The following is an 18,026-nucleotide window of genomic DNA, read 5'->3' on the forward strand; positions in this document are numbered from 1 at the left end:
CCCGCGAGCGGATGGCCCGGGCGCGCACCCGGGCCATCCGCGTCACGAGAGGGTCTTCTCCCAGGCCGCCGCGTAGGACGCCGGACGGAACCCGACCGCCTCGTTGACGTCGAGCATGAACCGGTTCTCCTCCGCGTTGAACGTCGACACGCACGGCGACTCCGGAACGGCCTCGTGCCAGCGCCGCAGCCCCACGCACTTCACGATGGCGCCGAGGCGACGCCCGCGGTGCTCGGGCATGACGAGTGTTCCCCACTGGGACGTCGGCCGGGTGCGGTCGGCGCCGATCTGCAGCTCGTTGAACGCCGCGACCTCGCCCGTGGGCGCATGCACGACGAGCGTGACGCCCAGAAGCTGCCCGGCCGCGGCGAGGCGCGCGTCACGCGCGCGGACCCGCTCGGCGTCCCACGCCGACTCCTCGGTGACCATCTCGCCCGCGGGCACGTCGGTGCTCATCCGCGCGATGGCGCGGGCGTAGCCCTCGGCGTGCTCGTCGGGGGTCGCGCCGGTCCACCACACCACCCGGTACTCCGGCCCGGCCTTCTCGAGCGCCGCCTCGAGCAGGCGATCGACCGCATCGTAGGGCCCCTGCAGATCGAAGACGCTGTTGCGCTCGACCTGGCTGAGCGCGAATCCCGCGCGCAGCATGCGCTGCGCGGACGCGTCCTCGGCGGGGATGGCGCCGGCACCCGTCGGCGGGACGAGCTGCTCCCCTTCGACGCCGGCGCGGTGGATGGTCCACCCCTGGAGGACGGAGCGCCCCTGCGCCGCCGCGATCTCCTCGAGCGCCGAGAGGAGCGCGTCCCCTGCCGCGTCGTGCCCGTCGGCGACCTCGACGTCGATCTCGGCGGTGCGCTGCTTCGAGCGCTCGGCGTCGAGCGCGCCCGCAGCGACGATGCGGTCGCCCTCGCGCGCGACGAGCGGCGTGATCACGTGGTAGGTCTGCTCCTGCCAGCGGCTCAGCACGTCGACCGGGTCGTCGTCGTGGAGGTCGGTGCCGGAGTCGCGCCGCCACGCGGCGTTGCCGAGGCGGACGAACTCGAGGAAGTCGGTCGCGTCGGGCGCGTCGAGGCTCTCGGGGGCCGTCAGGCGGTCGATGCGCAGCGTCATGTCAGCTCCTTGGTCCACTCGCCCGTGTACGCGGCGGGGCGGAAGCCCACGGCCTCGTTCACGTCGAGCATGTAGCGGTTCTCCTCGGCGTTGAACGTCCGGACGACGGGGGAGGTCGGGACGAGCTCGCGCCAGCGGCGCAGGCCGACGCACTTGACGATCGTGCCGAGGCGGCGACCGCGGTGCTCGGGCATGACGAGCGTCCCGTAGTTCTCGGTGGGGGCGGTCCGATCGGCGCCGATCACGAGCTCGTTGTACGCCGCGACCTGCCCCGTCGGCTCGTGGATGACGACCGTCACGGCCATCGTCTGCCCGGCGCGGCGCTTGAGGTCCTCCCGATCGCGGACGCGCTGCGCGTCCCAGGGGTCGGCCTCGACGGGCAGCTCTCCGCTCGGGGCGTCCTCGTCCAGCCGCGAGATGGCGGCCGCGTAGCCCTCGATGTGCTCCTCGGGCGTCGGCGTCTGCCACCACGCGACCCGGTAGTCGGGGCCCGCCTTCGCGACCGCGGCCTCGAGAAGCCGGTCGACGGCCTCGAACGAGCCCTGCAGGTCGAACACGCTCGCCCGCTCGACCTGGCCGAGCGCGTAGCCGTTGCGCACGAGGAAGCGCGTCTGCCAGGCATCGCGCGGGAGGGATCCGGATCCGGTGGGAGACGGGAGCCGGTCTCCGCCCGCGTCGGCGGAGGCGAACGCGAAGGCCCGCAGCGACGTGCGCCCGCGCTCGCGCGCGCGGCGCTCGATCTCGGCGAGCAGGGCGTCGGCCTCGTCGTCGTCTCTGCGATCGGGGTGGATCACGATGTCGACGTGCGCCGTGCGCTTCGCAGCGCGCGGGCACGCGAGCCCCGCGAAGCCGACGATCTCCTCGCCGCGTCGCGCGACGATGCCGGACTTGTCGACGTAGGTCGTCTCGCGGAGGCCGACGAGCCACTCCGCCGGGTCCTCGCGGAACAGATCGGTGCCCGAGTCGCTGCGCCACATCGCGTTCGCGGCGCTCGTGAACGCCAGGAACTCGCCCGCGTCGGGCGACTCGACCGATCCGGGAAGGTGCATCGGCGCGAACGCGATCGAGGGGCGACCCGCCGAGCGGGCCGCGGGCCGGCGCCCCGCGGAGTGGGAGGCTCCGCGGGGCGCCGGGTGCGCAGCGGTCGTGCGGGCGCTCATCGCATGCCGCCCAGGCCGTACACGAGGGTGATCCGCTGGATCTGCGCCTCGTGCTCGGCGCGCGCGGCGGCCGCCAGGCGCTGACGCTCGTACCGCGCGCGCGTCTGCTCGGGCGTCTCGGACGGGCGGGTGCTCCACAGGAGCAGCCACAGGCCGATGCGCATCGCGATCCGGTCGGCTGCCGAGGTGCGCGGGGTGCGCTCGGGGATGGCCGAGAGCGCGCGCGGCATGCCGCTCGGTTGCGGGGGATGGGCGGACGGGGACAGGTGAATCGTGTTCACGGTGATTCCTTCGTGGGAGAGAGATGTTCCGGATGGGAACGGGGAGACGACCCCGGGCGATGCCGGGGACGGGTGCGGAGCGCGGGGCGGGAAGCGGCCCGGGTGGCGCTCGGAGACGGACGCCGGAGGCGGCGCGGAGAGACGGCTGTCGCCTGGTCTCAGGGGCGGATGAGCCGCGCGTGCGGGCTCAGGGCAGACCTCTCGCTAGGAGAGTCGGCCTGCGCGGCGGAGTCCGCCTGCGACGATCCCTGCGACCTGACGTCGAGCGAAGCCGACGGGGACGGAAGCCGAGAGCGCGATGCGCGCTGCACCTGGGTTCGTGGTGATATCCATGTCGGCTTCCTCCTCTCGTGCCGGTTCGCTGGGCGGAGCGCCCAGAGGTGATCGTGCGATCACACACGTTACGCAGACGGCGCGGGCCGCGTCAAGCGGATTCCCAGGATTCGTCGCGCCGAGCCGCAGCGCATCGCGTCCCGCGCAGGGGCCGTCCGGTACCGTGAGACCTGATTTTCCAGGGCGACGACAGGGAAGGGAGCCGCGCGGATGCACTTGAAGAGCCTCACGCTCAAGGGCTTCAAGTCGTTCGCTCAGCCCACGACGTTCGCGCTCGAGCCGGGGGTCACGGCGATCGTCGGGCCCAACGGCTCCGGGAAGTCGAACGTCGTCGACGCGCTCGCGTGGGTGATGGGCGAGCAGGGCGCCAAGACCCTCCGCGGCGGCAAGATGGAGGACGTCATCTTCGCCGGCACCGCGACCCGCGGCCCTCTCGGCCGCGCCGAGGTGCAGCTCACGATCGACAACTCGGACGGGGCGCTCCCGATCGAGTACAGCGAGGTCACGATCAGCCGCACGCTGTTCCGCAGCGGCCAGAGCGAGTACGCGATCAACGGCGAGTCCTGTCGGCTCCTCGACGTCCAGGAGCTCCTGAGCGACTCCGGACTCGGCCGCGAGATGCACGTGATCGTGGGACAGGGACGCCTCGACACCGTGCTCCAGGCCTCGCCGGAGGAGCGCCGCGGCTTCGTCGAGGAGGCGGCCGGCATCCTCAAGCACCGTCGCCGCAAGGAGAAGACGGTCCGCAAGCTCGAGGCCATGGAGCAGAACCTCACGCGTCTGAGCGATCTCGCGGGGGAGATCCGCCGACAGCTCAAGCCGCTCGGCCGCCAGGCCGAGATCGCCCGGGAGGCGCAGACGATCGCGGCGGTCGTGCGCGACGCGAAGGCGCGCCTGTACGCCGACGACGTCGTGCAGCTGCGGCACGCGCTCGCCGATCACGCCAGGGACGAGCACGAGCGCCACACCGAGCGCCTCGCGCTGCAGGAGCAGGCCGACGCCGCGAAGGCCCGGATCGCCGCGCTCGAGCGGGAGCAGAACGCCGAGGCGGTGGATGAGGCGCGTCGCATCCTCTTCGGCCTCGAGCAGGTGCAGGAGCGTCTGCGCGGCCTCTACACCCTCGCGAACCAGCGTCTCGCGCTCCTGGGCGAGCGGGACGACGACGCGGACGCGAAGGTCACGGTGAGCCGCGGCGACATCGACGACGCCCGCGCCGAGATCGTGGAGATCGCCGACGGCGTCGGCGCCGCACAGGACGCGGCGCAGGAGGCCACCCGCCAGGTCGCCGCGGCGCGGGCCGAGCTGGATGCGCTCGACGTCGAGATCGCCGAGCAGAGCGCGCTCGTGTCGGCGCACGACATGCGGATCACGACGCTGCGGGGAGCCGCCGAGGCGGCGCAGCAGACCCTCGCGGCGGTGCGCGGCGGCGTGCTGCGGCAGCAGAACGCGCTCGACGCGGCGGAGCAGCGCCGACGCGAGGCGGCGGAGGCGTTCGAGGCGCTCGAGGACATCGCCGTCGCCGAGGGCACCGCAGCCGACCTGCAGGCGCGCTACGAGGACGCGCAGCGCGAGGCGGCCGAGGCGGAGGCCGCCGTGGAGGAGCTCCGCGAGGCGCATCGTGCGGCAGAGCGCGAGGCGGACGCGCTCACGGCGAAGGTGTCGGCGCTGGGCAGCGCGCTCGACGTGCAGGGCGGGGCCGCCGAGCTGATCGCCCGCGGCGGCGCCGGCGTGCGCGGGCTCGTCGGCGAGAGCGTGCACGTCGCGGGCGGGTACGAGGCCGCCGTCGCCGCTGTGCTCGGACCGCTCGCGGAGGGCATGCTCGTCGACGACGAGGAGGCCGCCTTCCAGGCCGCGCGCGACGCGGTCGATGTCGGCGTCGTGGACATCGTGATCGCGGGCGGCCGAGCCGGCGACCCCGTCGCCGCGCCGCGGGGCGCGACGCCCGCGCACGCGGTCGTGACGGCGCCGGACGGCGTCCTCGGGCTGCTCGCCCGCGTCGTCATCGTCGATGACCTCGGGGCGGCGCGGGAGGTGCTCGCGACCGCCGGCTCGGATGACCTCGGCATCACGGTCGTGACACGCGCCGGCGAGGTGTGCACGGCGCGCACCCTGCGCGCCGGCTCCGGCGGCAGCCGCTCGCGCCTCGAGCTCCAGGCCGAGCGCGACGCCGCGTCCGAACGACTCGCCGAGGTGCAGCGCACGCTCGACGACCTCGGACCGCGACGCGAGGAGGCGGCGGAGCGCCTCCAGGCGGCGCGGCGCGCGACGCGCGAGCGGCTCCAGGAGCTCCGCGAGCACGACGCCCAGCTCGCTCAGCACGCCGAGCACGTGAACCGGGTGACCGTGCGCCACGAGGCCGCGATCGCGGAGTGCGAGCGCCTCGAGGCGGGTCTCGCGCAGGCAGCCGGGGCCGTGTCCGACGCCGAGGCGAAGGCCGCAGCGGCCGCCGCGGAGCTCGAGCGCGCCCTCGAGGAGCCCCGCCCCATCCTCGACGCCTCGGCACGGGACGGCCTGCTCGCCGCGGTGGAGGCAGCGCGCGAGCGCGAGATGGCCGCTCGCCTCGAGGTGGAGACCCTCCGCGAGCGGGTGCGCGCGGCGGAGGCGCGCGCCGTCGAGCTCGAGCGGCAGCGCGAGCGCGAGCAGGCGGCCGCCGAGCAGGCCGCGCGGCGAGCGGTCATCCGGCGCGCCCAGCGCGAGGTCGCGGAGGGCGTGACCGCCGAGCTCCCGCGGGTGCTCGACTCCGTGGACCGCTCAGCGGCCGAGGCCCGCCTCGCCCTCGCCGAGGCCGAGAGCGCCCGCTCGGCCGTCACGGCCGAGCTGCGCGACCTGCGCCAGCAGGAGGGGCGCCTGCGCGAGCGGCTCTCGGGACTCACCGAGAGCGTGCACGGCATCGAGCTCCAGATCCACGAGAAGAAGCTCCACCTCACGAGCCTCCTCGAGCGCGTCGCGAGCGAGCTCGGCCTCTCCGAGGAGATCCTCGTCGCGGAGTACGGCCCCGACCAGCCCGTGCCGCGCGACATCGGGGATCTCGGCGCCGCGACGGGAGACGACGACGCCGACGAGCCCTCGACCATCCCCTACGACCGGCGCATGCAGGAGCGCCGCCTCCGCGAGGCCGAGCGGAAGCTGTCGCAGCTGGGGCGCGTCAATCCGCTCGCGCTCGAGGAGTTCGCCGCACTCGAGCAGCGGCACCGCTTCCTCACCGAGCAGCTCGACGATCTCGTCCAGACCCGCAAGGACCTCATGACGATCATCGCCGATCTCGACGAGCGCATGCAGACGATCTTCGCCGCGGCCTTCGAGGACACCCGAGCGGCGTTCCAGGAGGTGTTCCCGATCCTCTTCCCGGGCGGCACCGGCAGCATCTCGCTCACGAACCCCGACGACATGCTCACGACCGGCATCGAGGTCACCGTGCGGCCCGTGGGGAAGAAGATCGAGCGGCTGTCCCTGCTGTCGGGCGGCGAGCGGTCGCTCGCGGCCGTCGCGCTCCTCACCGCGATCTTCAAGGCGCGCCCCAGCCCGTTCTACATCCTCGACGAGGTCGAGGCCGCGCTCGACGACGCGAATCTGGGCCGGCTGCTCGGCGTCTTCGAGCAGCTGCGCGCCTCGAGCCAGCTGCTCGTCATCACGCACCAGAAGCGCACCATGGAGATCGCCGACGCGCTCTACGGCGTGTCGATGCGCCAGGACGGCGTCTCGGCGGTCGTCGGCCAGCGCGTCGGCGATCGCGTGGCCTCGTGAACGCGCTCGAGGCGTTCGACGCGATCGCACCGCGGCTGCGCCGCGCCCCCGACGTCGAGGCGCACGACCTCGTCGCGGCAGACGCGAGCGATCGCCTCATCCTGTCCGAGGCCGACGCGGGCGACGCGCCCGTCGTCGTCATCGGCGACCGATACGGCGGGCTGTCGCTCCCGCTGCTCCGCGCGCACCCGACCAGGGCCATCCGACTGCACCAGGACGCGATCACCGGCCGCCGCGCGCTCGAGCGCAACGCCCGGGCGCTCGACATCGACCTCGCACCCCTCGCGATGCACGCGCTCGACGCCGACCTCGTGCGCGACGCGCGGGTCGTCCTCGTGCAGCTGCCGCGCGCCCTGGACGCCCTCGACGAGATCGCGGGGTTCATCGCGGCGCACGCCGCGCCCGACGTGCGCGTCGTCGCGGGAGGGCGCATCAAGCACATGACGCTCGGCATGAACGACGTGCTCGCGCGGCACTTCCGCGAGGTGAGGGCGAGCAGGGCGGCGAGCAAGAGCCGCGTCCTGCACGCGGCCGGCCCCGATCCGCGGCGATCGGGCGGCTGGCCGCGCTGCGTCCGCCACGACGACGTCGGCATCACGGTGTGCGCGCACGGCGCGGCCTTCGCGGGGGCCTCCGTGGACATCGGCACGCGGTTCCTGCTCGGCTTCCTCCCCGACATGCCCGCCGTCCGGGACGCGATCGACCTCGGCTGCGGGACGGGCGTGCTCGCGACCGCGTACGCGCTCGCGCATCCCGATGCCGCGGTCGTCGCGAGCGACCAGTCGGCGGCCGCGGTCGCGTCCGCCCGCGCGACCGCGGCCGCGAACGGCGCCGACCGCATCGCGGTCGTGCAGGACGACGGCCTCGGCTCGCGTGCAGACGCCTCGGCCGACCTCGTCATCCTCAACCCGCCGTTCCACTCCGGAGCCGCCGTGACCGACGCGATCGCACCGCGCCTCTTCGCCGACGCCGCGCGCGTGCTGCGGCCGGGCGGCGAGCTCTGGTGCGTGTGGAACTCGCACCTCGCGTACCGGCCCGCGCTCGAGCGCATCGTCGGCCCCACGCGCCAGGTCGGCCGCAGCACCCGCTTCACGGTCACCGCGTCGACCCGCCGCTGACGGTCGGCCGCCCGCGCGCCGCGAACTAGGCTGGGAGCATGGCGGAGAAGTGGTCACTCGGGCGCGCGCTGCGCGGGATGTTCGTCAAGCCCACGATCGACGAGGGCACGTGGGAGGACCTCGAGACGGCTCTCATCACGGCGGACTTCGGCCCCGAGATCACCGAGCGCATCGTCGACGAGCTCCGCGAGAAGGTCGATCGGTACCGCACGACCGACCCCAAGGACCTCCAGCGGATGCTGAAGGAGACGCTCGAGGAGCACTTCGCGCGATTCGACACCACGCTCAAGCTCACCGAGCGCCCCGCGGTCGTGCTCGTCGTCGGCGTGAACGGCGTCGGCAAGACCACGACGATCGGCAAGTTCGCGCACTTCCTGCGCCGCTACAACCGGTCGGTGGTGGTCGGCGCGGCCGACACGTTCCGCGCCGCCGCCGTCGACCAGCTCGCGACGTGGGCGGAGCGCGGCGGGGCAGCGATCGTCCGCCCCGAGCGCGAGGGGCAGGATCCGGCGTCCGTCGCCTTCCAGACGATCGACCACGCCAAGCGCACGGGCACGGAGATCGTGCTCGTCGACACCGCCGGCCGCCTGCACACCAAGGGCGGCCTGATGGACGAGCTCACGAAGATCCGGCGCGTGATCGAGAAGCAGGCCCCCATCAGCGAGGTGCTCCTCGTGCTCGACGCGACGACCGGGCAGAACGGCGTGATGCAGGCGCACGCGTTCCTCGAGCACGCCGGGGTCACCGGTCTCGTCCTCACCAAGCTCGACGGATCGGCGAAGGGCGGCTTCGTGCTCGCGGTGCAGGAGCGCACGGGCATCCCCGTCAAGCTGCTCGGTCAGGGCGAGGGGATCGGCGACCTCACGGGCTTCACGCCGCACGTGTTCGCCGCGTCGCTTGTCGACTGACGGCTCGGATGGTTGAGTAAGCGACATGGCGATCGAACACGACTTCTTCGGACTGCTGGAGTCCGGTCCCGACGGCTCGATCTTCTGGTCGGAGAACGTCGAGCTCGGCGACCAGACCGTGTCCGTCGACCTGACGGCGCCCGATCAGGAGGACGTGTCGCAGGAGGCGCTGGACGCCGCCGCGGCGATCGTGTCGTCGCTCGAGGAGGTCGACCGCCGCAGCCGGATCGCCATGCTCGGCGAGGTCGACAACCGCGCGAGCGAGGTGACCGAGTACATCCTCATGCAGCAGGAGACGCTCGGCGACGGCCTCGAGGACTTCCTCGTCGACATCTCCGGCGATCCGGCGGTCGACATCATCCGCTCGCTCAATCTCATGAGCATGACGATCCTCGCGGACGAGCACGGCGGATCCGACCCGTTCGCGGTGCTCGAGTACGCGCTCGACCCCGACGCGACCGACGACGTGCTGCTCGTGAACCTCACGAGCGACGGCAGCATCCACTCGGTCACGAGCGCCGAGTAGCGCGCCTCAGCGCGACGCCGCGATGAGCTCGCGCGTGAAGGGGTGCGCCGGCGAGGCGTAGACGTCCTCGGTGGCGCCCGTCTCGACGATCCGCCCGTCCTGCATCACGGCGACGCGGTCGCTGACGAGGCGCACGACCGCGAGGTCGTGCGAGATGAACACGATGCCGAGGCCCTCGTCGCGCTGGAGGCCGTCGAGCAGCCGGAGGATGCCGGCCTGCGTCGTGACGTCGAGCGCCGAGACCGGCTCGTCGCAGACGAGCACGTCGGGACGGCCCGCGAGAGCCCGGGCGATGGCGACGCGCTGGCGCTGCCCTCCGGACAGCTCCGCCGGGCGCCGCGCGAGGATCGACGCGTCGAGGCCTACCCGCGCGAGCAGCTGTGCGGGCGCGGGTGCGCCATCCCGATGAGAGTGCCGCAGGATGCGCGCGACGTCGTGGCGCGGGTCGAACGAGGCCAGCGGGTCCTGCGGGACGAGGCGCACGCGCGGCGCGGGGTCGGCGAGCACCCGCCGACCCGCATCGGGCGCCTCCGCTCCGATGAGGAGGCGCGCGAGCGTCGACTTGCCCGAGCCCGACTCGCCGACGACGCCGAGCGTCTCGCCGCGGCGCACGACGACGTCCACGCCGTCCACGGCCGCCGTGGGCGCGCCGGATGGCCCGCGATACCGCCGGACGAGGCCCTCGCCCCGCAGCAGCACGGGGCCGGGAGGGGCGGATGGCGCGGGCCGCGGCCCGCGAGGACGCGCCGCGAGCAGCGCGCGCGTGACCGCGTGGGTCGGCGCGGCGAGGACGGTCTCGGCCGCGCCGGCCTCCACGATGCGTCCGGCGTCGAGGACCGCGACGCGGTCCGCGACACGGGCGACCGCGCCGAGGTCGTGGCTGATGAGGAGGAGAGCCGCCCCCTCGTCCCGCAGGCGCGCGAGCAGATCCAGCACGCGGACCGCGGTGGTCGCGTCGAGCGCCGTCGTCGGCTCGTCGGCGACGATGACGCGCGCGCCGCCGACGATGGCGGACGCGATGAGCGCGCGCTGGCGCATGCCGCCCGAGAGCGCACCGGGACGCTGCCGCAGCCGGCCGACGGCATCGGGCAGCCCCGCGCTCTCGAGGGCGGCGATCACGCGGCGCCGGCGCTCGGGCCGCGGCACACGGCGCACCGCGAGCGCCTCGCCGACCTCGTCCTCGATCGTGCGCAGGGGGTCGAGCGACTGCAGCGCGTCCTGCAGGACGAGTGCGATGTCCGCGCCCCGCAGCCGGCGCCATCCGCGCCCGCCGAGCCGCCGCACGTCCCGCCCCGCGAACGCGAGACGCGATGCCGTGACCGCGGCGCCGGGCGTCGTCTGGGGGAGGCCGAGGAGCGTCCGCGCGAGCACGGACTTGCCCGCGCCCGACTCGCCGACGACGGCGAGGCACTCGCCCGCGTCGAGTGCCAGGTCGACCCCCTTCAGCACCTCGCCCGCCCCGCGCAGGCGCACGCGCAGATCGGCGACATCGAGCACGCTCATCGGCCGGCCCCTCCCAGTCGGCGGCCGACGACCGTGAGCGCCGTGGCGGTGGCGACGATCGCGAGGCCGGGGAAGATCGTCAGCCACGGGGCGTACGAGATGTAGACACGGCCCGCGTCGAGCATGGCGCCCCATTCGGGCGACGGCGGCGGCGTGCCCAGCCCGAGGAAGCTGAGGGCCGACACCCACACGATGGCCTGCCCGATGCCGAGGGTCGCCGTCGCGACGAGGGGCCAGAGCGTGTTGGGCGCGATATGGCGCGTGAAGGCGCGCAGAGGAGGGGTCCCCTCGAGGCGCGCGTAGGCGACGTAGTCGCTGCGCGCGACGCCGCGCACCCGCGAGCGGAGGATCCGCGCATAGCCCGGAGCGGTCGCGAGCCCGATCGCGAGGACCGAGCTCTGGGTGCCGGGGCCGAGCACCGCGACGAGGAGGAGCGCCATGACGAGCGTGGGCAGGGCGAACAGCACCTCGACCACGCGCCCGAGGGCCGCCTCGAGCCAGCGCGGACCGAGGCCGGCGGCGAACCCGATCGCGACGCCGAGGCCGATGCCGAGCGCGGTCGCCCAGACGCCGATGCCCGCCGACGCCGCCGCGCCGTGGACGATGCGGACGAGCACATCGCGCCCCGACTCGTCCGTGCCGAGCGGATGGCCGGGGGAAGGCGGGCGGAACGCGGATGCTGGGTCGATCGCGAGCGGATCCTGCGGCGCGAGCACGGACGGCGCGATGATCGCCACGCCGAGGAGGGCGAGGCACGCGAGCGCGGCCGCTCCCGACCAGCCGAGGCGCGACCTCACGAGCCCACCGCCACGTCGGGCATGCGGACGGCACCCGGCCGCGAACCGCGCAGGCGCGGGTCGACGAGCAGCTCGGCCGCGTCGGAGAGGACGACGACCGCGACGTAGAGGAGCGCGACGATCGAGACGGCGCCGATCACGACGGGCACGTCCCGCGCGAGCGCGGCCTCCTGGAGCAGTCGGCCGAGACCCGGGCGCGCGAACAGCACCTCGACGACGACCGCTCCGCTCAGGAGGTTGCCGAAGGCCCATCCCGACAGCGCGATCGCGGGCAGCGCGGCGTGCCGCAGGGTGTGGCGCAGGAGCACGCGCGGCTCGCCGGCGCCCCGAGCCCGCGCCGTGGTCGCGAACGGGGCGCGATCGGCCTCGAGCAGCGCATCGCGGGAGACCTGGGCGAGGAAGCCGGCGATCGGGATCGCGAGCGTCACGACCGGGAGCACGAGCTCGGCGGGCGAGCTGCCGGCGCTCGTGGCGGGGAGGGCGCCGAGCGTCGACGCGAAGACGAGGATGAGCACCGCGCCCAGCCAGAACTGCGGCATGACCGTCGCGGTCACCTCGACGCCGCGGAGAGCGGCGCCGACGACGCGGCCCGCACGGCCGCGGGCCGACGTGGCGACGATCGCGCCGGCGACGGCCAGCACCCACGCGAGACCGAGGGCGAGCACGGCCAGCAGCAGCGTCGAGGGCAGCTGCTGCCCGATGAGCTCGGCCACGCTCTGGCGGCGCGCATAGGAGTCGCCGAGCTGCAGCGTCGCGACCCGCGCGAGCTGCACGGCGTACTGCACGACGAGCGGCTGGTCGAGCCCGTACGCGCGCTCCGCGGCGGCGACCGCCTCGGGCCCGGCCTGGGATCCGGGGCCGCCCAGGATCGCCTCGAGCGGGTCGCCCGTCGCGCGCAGCGCGAAGAAGACGACCGTCGCGACGATCCAGACCACGAGCGCCGCGCGCGCGAGGCGCGCGGCGATCCAGCGCAGGGCGGCCATGCGGCTCAGTCGGCCAGGCGCGCGTTCACGAACGTGGGCGTGGCCACCGTGCCGAGGGTCGTGACGCCCGTCGCGCCGCCCACGAGGAAGTGGTTCTGCTGGTCGTAGAGGGGCAGGATCGCGAAGCTCTCGAGCACGATGCGCTGCGCCTCGGTGTAGCGCTCGGCGCGCTCGTCGGGGTCGAGCGTCGACGCCGCGGCGTCGAGGGCCGCATCGAGCTCGGGCAGCTGGAGCATCGCGTGGTTCGCGAAGTACCCCGACGGCGCGGGGACCGTTCCGGACGAGTGGTAGAGGATGCGCAGCACGTCCGGTCCGACGATCGTGTAGGGCGCGCTCACGGCCTCGTACTCGTGCGCGCCGAGCGCGCCGTACCAGGTGGAGAGGTCGACCGGGTCGAGCACGACGTCGAATCCGACCGCCGCGGCGTTGGCCTGGATCTGCTCGAAGAGCGACTGCTCTGCCGCGGTCGACTGGTCGTTCGAGACGGGGAACCGCACGGTGAGGCGCGCCCCGTCCTTCATCCGCGTCCCGTCGTCGTCGGCATCGGTCCAGCCCGCCTCGTCGAGGAGCGCCGCTGCCGCGTCGGGATCGGTCGCGAAGAGCTCCTCGTCGGAGTAGGCGAGCGGCTCGACGCTCGACAGCGGCGAGTACGACCGCTCGGCCGTGCCGAGGAACAGCGACTGGATGCCGGGGGTGGGGTCGGCGGCGCGGATGAAGGCCTCGCGCACGCGCACGTCGTCGAACGGGGGCTGGGCCGTGTTCAGCTCGATGCGGTTGGACGAGGCGGGGCGGGGCGCGTCGATGTGCTCGATGCCCTGCTGCTCGGCCGCGACGATGTCGGCGGGCAGCGGGTTGTCGATGACGTCGACCTCGCCCGAGGCGAGTGCGGCCTGGCGCGTGGCGGCGTCGGGGATGAAGCGCCACTCGATGCCGTCGAGGTGCGCGGGCCCGTCGTGGTCGGCATGCGGGTTCGACGCGACGTAGTCCTCGTTGCGCGTGAGCGTGACGCTCTGCTGAGGGGTCCACTCCTGCACGACGAAGGGGCCGGTCCCGATCGGGGCGAGGCAGTTCTCCTCCTGCCCGCGTGCGAGGCCCGCCGGCGACTCCATGGCCGTCCAGGGCTGGCTCAGGGCCTCGAGGAGGGCGGACTTCGGCGTCGAGAGGCGGAAGCGGACGTGCGTGTCGTCGACGACCTCGATCTGCTCGATCTGCTCGACGGCCAGGTAGCCCGTCGAGGCCGCCGTGTCCGGGTCCTGCAGGTGCTCGATGTTGGCCTTGACCGACTCGGCGTCGAAGGGCGTTCCGTCGGTGAACGAGACGTCGTCGCGCAGCGTGATGTCCCAGGTCAGTCCGTCCTCCGACGTCTCCCAGTCCGTCGCGAGCCAGGGTCGCATCGTGCCGTCGGCGTCGCGGCCGAAGAGCGGCTCGAGGTACTGCGAGCTGAGCAGGGCCTGCGGGTAGTTGCCGCCCACGTGCGGGTCGAGGCAGGTGGGCTCCGCATCGCCGGTCGCGTAGACGAGCGTTCCGCCGGCGGATGGCGACGCCGCGCCGTCGCCGGGCGCCGCGGGAGCGCAGGCCGCGAGGAGCGCGACGGGGAGGACGAGGACGGCGGCGGACAGGGCGCGTGAGGACATGGCTGCTTTCGACGGGAAAGGTGGACAGCGTCCAACTTTACCGGCGCCGGCAGCCCCGGGGCGCGGCGGCGGGTATTGTTGGACGGGATCCAGAAACACCGAGGAGGAGGCGCCGTGATGGACGTCCTGCTGGCGGGGCTCGCGCCCGACTACGTTCCCTATCTGGAGGGCTGGGCCCTGCAGCGCCGCATCCACGCCGACGTGGTCGCCGGCGAGCGCTCCGACACGCTCATCCTGCTCGAGCACGAGGCCGTGTACACGGCGGGCAAGCGCACCGAGCCGCACGAGCGCCCTCAGGACGGCACTCCCGTCGTCGACGTCGACCGCGGAGGCAAGATCACCTGGCACGGGCCCGGCCAGCTGGTCGGCTACCCGATCCTCCGCCTGCCCGAGCGGTTCGCCGTCGTCGACCACGTGCGGCGGCTCGAGCGGATCCTCATCGGCGTGCTCGCCGAGCACGGTGTGGAGGGGTTCCAGGTCGACGGCCGCAGCGGCGTGTGGGTGCAGGGCGTGCTCCGCGAGGAGAAGGTCGCCGCGATCGGCGTGCGCGTCGCGCAGGGCGTGTCGATGCACGGCTTCGCGATCAACTGCGACAACACGCTCGAGGGGTTCGGCGGCATCATCCCCTGCGGCATCACCGATGCGGGGGTGACGACGATGAGCTCGCACGCCGGCCGGATCATCTCGCCCGCCGACGTCGTCGACTCGGTCGTGTCGGCCTTCGCCGCCGAGGACGCGGAGGTGACCGCGTGAGCGCCGCTCCCGACGGACGCCGCCTGCTGCGGCTCGAGGTGCGCAACGCGCAGACGCCGATCGAGCGCAAGCCGTCCTGGATCAAGACGACAGCCAAGCTGGGCCCCGAGTACCAGGCGCTCCACTCGCTCGTGAAGAGCGAGGACCTGCACACGGTGTGCCAGGAGGCGGGATGCCCCAACATCTTCGAGTGCTGGGAGGACCGCGAGGCGACCTTCCTCATCGGCGGCTCGCAGTGCACCCGCCGCTGCGACTTCTGCCAGATCGACACGGGGAAGCCGGCCGAGTACGACACCGACGAGCCGCGCCGCGTCGCGGAGAGCGTCCAGCGGATGGGCCTGCGCTACGCGACGGTGACGAGCGTGGCCCGCGACGACCTGCCCGACACGGGCGCGTGGCTCAACGCCGAGACCGTGCGGAAGATCCACGAGCTCAACCCGAACACGGGCGTCGAGCTCCTCGCGAACGAGCACAATGCGGATCCCGCGCTCCTGGGGCAGATCTTCGACGCGCGCCCCGAGGTGTTCGCGCACAACGTCGAGACGGTGCCGCGCATCTTCAAGCGGATCCGGCCGGCGTTCCGCTACGAGCGCTCGCTCGACGTCCTCACGCAGGCGCGCGCCGCCGGGCTCATCACGAAGTCGAACCTCATCCTCGGCATGGGCGAGGAGCCGCACGAGGTGGTCCAGGCGCTGCAGGACCTCCACGACGCGGGCTGCGACATCATCACGATCACGCAGTACCTGCGGCCGTCGCCGCGTCACCTCCCCGTGCACCGCTGGGTCAAGCCCGAGGAGTTCATCGGGTTCAAGGAGGAGGCGGAGCGCATCGGGTTCCTCGGCGTGCTCGCGGGTCCGCTCGTGCGGTCGTCGTACCGTGCCGGGCGCCTCTGGGCGCAGTCGATGATCTCGAAGGGGCGGGAGATCCCCGAGCACCTCGCGCACATCGCGGCGTCGGCCGACCTCGGCTTCGCCCAGGCGGTCTGACGGCGGCTAGCCTGGAACGGATGGCCAGGACGAGGGGAGCGGGGCGACCGCGCGCGTCCTCGCTCGAGATGCTCGCCGAGGCCGCGTGCGAGCTCTTCCTCGAGCAGGGCTTCGATGCGACGTCGATCGCCGACATCGCGAACCGCGCGGGCGTGAGCCGCTCCAGCTTCTTCAACTACGCGTCGTCGAAGTCGGCGCTCCTGTGGGCCGGCTTCGACGAGCGCGCCGCGGCCCTCGAGCGCGCGCTGGACGCTCCGGGCGTCGACGGGCCCGCGATCGTCGAGGCGCTGCGCGCCTTCGCCGACGGGCTGCGGCCCGACGCGCTCGCCCTCGCGATCGCGAACGCCGACGCCATGGGCATCGCAGCGGACCTCGAGCGCGAGTCGGCGGTGCGGATGGCGCGGATCGCCGCGACCGTCGCCGCCGCGCTGCGGCACGCCGGTCGCGCGTCCATCCCGGCCGACGTGCTCGGAGCCGCGTACGCCGGGGCCGTGATGAGCGCGCTGCGTCACTGGGCGCACGTCGGGCCCGGAGCGCGCTCTCTCGGCGACGTCGTCGCCGAGGCGCTCGGCTCCGTCCCCGCCGACCCGCCGCGCGCGTCGACGTCCGGCGCCGGGTAAAATCGACCCATCATGGCTACTTTCGGCACGCTCTCCGAGCGCCTCACCGACACCTTCCGCAACCTCCGCACGAAGGGCAAGCTCTCGCCCGCGGACGTCGACGGGACCGTGCGCGAGATCCGCCGCGCACTCCTCGACGCGGATGTCGCGCTGCAGGTGGTCAAGGAGTTCACGGGCCGCGTGCGCGAGCGCGCGCTGGGCGACGACGTCAACCGGGCGCTCAACCCCGCGCAGCAGGTCGTCCAGATCGTCAACGAGGAGCTGGTGGGCATCCTCGGCGGCGAGCAGCGCCGTCTGGCGTTCGCGAAGAACCCGCCGACGGTCATCATGCTCGCGGGCCTGCAGGGCTCGGGCAAGACGACCTTCGCCGGCAAGCTCGCCAAGCGTCTCGAGAAGGACGGCCACACGCCGCTCCTCATCGCCGCCGACCTGCAGCGCCCCAACGCCGTGAACCAGCTCCAGGTCGTCGCCGAGCGCGCGGGGGCCGCGATCTACGCGCCCGAGCCCGGCAACGGCGTCGGCGACCCCGTGCGGGTCGCGCGCGACGGCGTCGAGCACGCGCGCCGCCAGCAGCACGACGTCGTGATCATCGACACCGCCGGCCGTCTCGGCGTCGACGCCGAGCTCATGAAGCAGGCCTCCGACATCCGCCGCGCGACGCAGCCCGACGAGGTGCTCTTCGTCATCGACGCGATGATCGGACAGGACGCGGTCAACACCGCGAAGGCCTTCCAGGACGGTGTGGACTTCACCGGCGTCGTGCTGTCGAAGCTCGACGGCGACGCGCGAGGCGGCGCGGCGCTCTCGGTCGCGTCCGTGACCGGGCGCCCGATCATCTTCGCGTCGACCGGCGAGGGCCTCGACGACCTCGAGGACTTCCACCCCGACCGCATGGCGAGCCGCATCCTCGACCTCGGCGACATCCTCACCCTCATCGAGCAGGCCCAGCAGGCGTTCGACGAGGAGGAGGCGCGGAAGGTCGCCGAGAAGTTCGCGACCGACCAGTTCACCCTCGACGACTTCCTGCAGCAGATGCAGCAGCTGAAGAAGATGGGGTCGATGAAGAAGATGCTCGGGATGCTTCCGGGCATGGGCCAGATGAAGCAGCAGCTCGAGGACTTCGACGAGCGCGAGATCGACCGCACCGAGGCGATCATCCGCTCGATGACGCCCGCGGAGCGCGCGAACACGAAGATCCTCAACGGCTCCCGCCGCCTGCGCATCGCGAAGGGCTCCGGCGTGACGGTCACCGACGTCAACCAGCTCGTGAACCGCTTCGAGCAGGCGGCGAAGATGATGAAGACCGTCGCCCGCGGCGGCACCCCGAGCATCCCCGGCATGGGCGCGATGCCCGGCATGGGCCGGCCGGGTGCCTCCGCCAAGCGCGGCAAGAAGGGCAAGAAGGGTCAGGGGTCGCGCTCGGGCAACCCGGCCAAGCGCGCCGCCGAGAACGCCGCTCTGCCGGCGGCGCCCGCGCCCAGCGGCTCGGGCTTCGGTCTCGGCGCGGGCGCGCCGGCGCCGAGCGAGGCCGATCTCGCCGAGATCCAGAAGCTCTTCGGCAAGGGCTGAG

15 protein-coding genes are annotated in these 18,026 nt (G+C 73.6%); 8 read left to right on the forward strand and 7 right to left on the reverse strand.

All coding sequences use genetic code 11. The features are described 5' to 3' along the window. Nucleotides 1-42 precede the first annotated feature (42 nt). Genes M1D56_RS07265 through M1D56_RS07275 form a run of 3 tightly spaced genes read right to left on the reverse strand, consistent with a single transcriptional unit; the run spans nucleotide 43 to nucleotide 2,551 of the window. Nucleotides 43-1,110, reverse strand: coding sequence for a GNAT family N-acetyltransferase (locus tag M1D56_RS07265; RefSeq protein WP_456285107.1), 1,068 nt, complete (start codon nucleotides 1,108-1,110; stop codon nucleotides 43-45). Next, on the reverse strand, nucleotides 1,107-2,270 hold the full coding sequence (locus M1D56_RS07270) for a GNAT family N-acetyltransferase (protein ID WP_456285108.1): 1,164 nt from the start codon (nucleotides 2,268-2,270) through the stop codon (nucleotides 1,107-1,109). The genes M1D56_RS07265 and M1D56_RS07270 overlap by 4 nt, the downstream gene beginning before the upstream one ends. Continuing rightward, nucleotides 2,267-2,551 (reverse strand): hypothetical protein, encoded by a 285-nt coding sequence (locus M1D56_RS07275; RefSeq protein WP_282977586.1) that lies wholly within the window; start codon nucleotides 2,549-2,551, stop codon nucleotides 2,267-2,269. The genes M1D56_RS07270 and M1D56_RS07275 overlap by 4 nt, the downstream gene beginning before the upstream one ends. A gap of 543 nt (nucleotides 2,552-3,094) precedes the next feature. Between M1D56_RS07275 and smc the strand changes: the two genes are divergently transcribed. From smc to M1D56_RS07295, 4 genes are read left to right on the forward strand one after another with little or no spacing between them, the layout of a single operon-like run. Next, on the forward strand, nucleotides 3,095-6,628 hold the full coding sequence (smc, locus tag M1D56_RS07280) for a chromosome segregation protein SMC (protein ID WP_456285109.1): 3,534 nt from the start codon (nucleotides 3,095-3,097) through the stop codon (nucleotides 6,626-6,628). Then, nucleotides 6,625-7,746 carry a class I SAM-dependent methyltransferase gene (locus M1D56_RS07285; protein WP_271171695.1) on the forward strand — a complete coding sequence of 374 codons (1,122 nt, stop codon included), beginning with the start codon at nucleotides 6,625-6,627 and terminating at the stop codon, nucleotides 7,744-7,746. Before smc ends, M1D56_RS07285 begins: the two co-directional genes overlap by 4 nt. 38 nt (nucleotides 7,747-7,784) lie before the next feature. After that, on the forward strand, nucleotides 7,785-8,654 hold the full coding sequence (ftsY, locus tag M1D56_RS07290; protein ID WP_456285110.1) for a signal recognition particle-docking protein FtsY: 870 nt from the start codon (nucleotides 7,785-7,787) through the stop codon (nucleotides 8,652-8,654). 25 nt (nucleotides 8,655-8,679) lie between these two features. Beyond that, nucleotides 8,680-9,180 (forward strand): DUF2004 domain-containing protein, encoded by a 501-nt coding sequence (locus tag M1D56_RS07295; protein ID WP_271171697.1) that lies wholly within the window; start codon nucleotides 8,680-8,682, stop codon nucleotides 9,178-9,180. 6 nt (nucleotides 9,181-9,186) lie between these two features. Here M1D56_RS07295 and M1D56_RS07300 read toward each other — a convergent pair whose 3' ends face one another. Genes M1D56_RS07300 through M1D56_RS07315 form a run of 4 tightly spaced genes read right to left on the reverse strand, consistent with a single transcriptional unit; the run spans nucleotide 9,187 to nucleotide 14,097 of the window. Next, complete coding sequence (locus M1D56_RS07300; protein WP_456285111.1) at nucleotides 9,187-10,683, reverse strand: ATP-binding cassette domain-containing protein; 1,497 nt, start codon at nucleotides 10,681-10,683, stop codon at nucleotides 9,187-9,189. Next, the gene (locus M1D56_RS07305; protein WP_271171699.1) at nucleotides 10,680-11,480 is read right to left on the reverse strand and encodes an ABC transporter permease; all 801 of its coding nucleotides are present in this window, start codon (nucleotides 11,478-11,480) and stop codon (nucleotides 10,680-10,682) included. Before M1D56_RS07305 ends, M1D56_RS07300 begins: the two co-directional genes overlap by 4 nt. Further along, entirely contained in the window at nucleotides 11,477-12,463 is a 987-nt protein-coding gene (locus tag M1D56_RS07310; RefSeq protein WP_456285112.1) for an ABC transporter permease, read from the reverse strand. Before M1D56_RS07310 ends, M1D56_RS07305 begins: the two co-directional genes overlap by 4 nt. A gap of 5 nt (nucleotides 12,464-12,468) precedes the next feature. Beyond that, nucleotides 12,469-14,097, reverse strand: coding sequence for an ABC transporter substrate-binding protein (locus M1D56_RS07315; RefSeq protein ID WP_456285113.1), 1,629 nt, complete (start codon nucleotides 14,095-14,097; stop codon nucleotides 12,469-12,471). Between the two features lie 114 nt (nucleotides 14,098-14,211). Between M1D56_RS07315 and lipB the strand changes: the two genes are divergently transcribed. The 4 genes from lipB to ffh are packed head-to-tail and all read left to right on the forward strand — an operon-like array spanning nucleotide 14,212 to nucleotide 18,025. After that, nucleotides 14,212-14,850 carry a lipoyl(octanoyl) transferase LipB gene (gene lipB, locus M1D56_RS07320; protein ID WP_456285114.1) on the forward strand — a complete coding sequence of 213 codons (639 nt, stop codon included), beginning with the start codon at nucleotides 14,212-14,214 and terminating at the stop codon, nucleotides 14,848-14,850. Then, a complete protein-coding gene (lipA, locus tag M1D56_RS07325; protein WP_271171703.1) occupies nucleotides 14,847-15,836 on the forward strand; it encodes a lipoyl synthase in 990 nt (329 codons plus the stop codon). The genes lipB and lipA overlap by 4 nt, the downstream gene beginning before the upstream one ends. A 20-nt stretch (nucleotides 15,837-15,856) precedes the next feature. Continuing rightward, nucleotides 15,857-16,456 (forward strand): TetR/AcrR family transcriptional regulator, encoded by a 600-nt coding sequence (locus M1D56_RS07330; protein WP_282977601.1) that lies wholly within the window; start codon nucleotides 15,857-15,859, stop codon nucleotides 16,454-16,456. 12 nt (nucleotides 16,457-16,468) lie between these two features. Continuing rightward, entirely contained in the window at nucleotides 16,469-18,025 is a 1,557-nt protein-coding gene (gene ffh, locus M1D56_RS07335) for a signal recognition particle protein (RefSeq protein ID WP_456285115.1), read from the forward strand. Nucleotide 18,026 lies beyond the last annotated feature (1 nt).

Source organism: Microbacterium sp. JZ101, assembly GCF_053903175.1.

Coding starts and splice junctions, on each gene's coding strand:
- M1D56_RS07265 (WP_456285107.1), bottom strand. CDS start 1,110: ATGACGCTGCGCATCGACCGCCTGACGGCCCCCGAGAGCCTCGACGCG.
- M1D56_RS07270 (WP_456285108.1), bottom strand. CDS start 2,270: ATGAGCGCCCGCACGACCGCTGCGCACCCGGCGCCCCGCGGAGCCTCC.
- smc (WP_456285109.1), top strand. CDS start 3,095: ATGCACTTGAAGAGCCTCACGCTCAAGGGCTTCAAGTCGTTCGCTCAG.
- ftsY (WP_456285110.1), top strand. CDS start 7,785: ATGGCGGAGAAGTGGTCACTCGGGCGCGCGCTGCGCGGGATGTTCGTC.
- M1D56_RS07295 (WP_271171697.1), top strand. CDS start 8,680: ATGGCGATCGAACACGACTTCTTCGGACTGCTGGAGTCCGGTCCCGAC.
- M1D56_RS07300 (WP_456285111.1), bottom strand. CDS start 10,683: ATGAGCGTGCTCGATGTCGCCGATCTGCGCGTGCGCCTGCGCGGGGCG.
- M1D56_RS07310 (WP_456285112.1), bottom strand. CDS start 12,463: ATGGCCGCCCTGCGCTGGATCGCCGCGCGCCTCGCGCGCGCGGCGCTC.
- M1D56_RS07315 (WP_456285113.1), bottom strand. CDS start 14,097: ATGTCCTCACGCGCCCTGTCCGCCGCCGTCCTCGTCCTCCCCGTCGCG.
- M1D56_RS07330 (WP_282977601.1), top strand. CDS start 15,857: ATGGCCAGGACGAGGGGAGCGGGGCGACCGCGCGCGTCCTCGCTCGAG.
- ffh (WP_456285115.1), top strand. CDS start 16,469: ATGGCTACTTTCGGCACGCTCTCCGAGCGCCTCACCGACACCTTCCGC.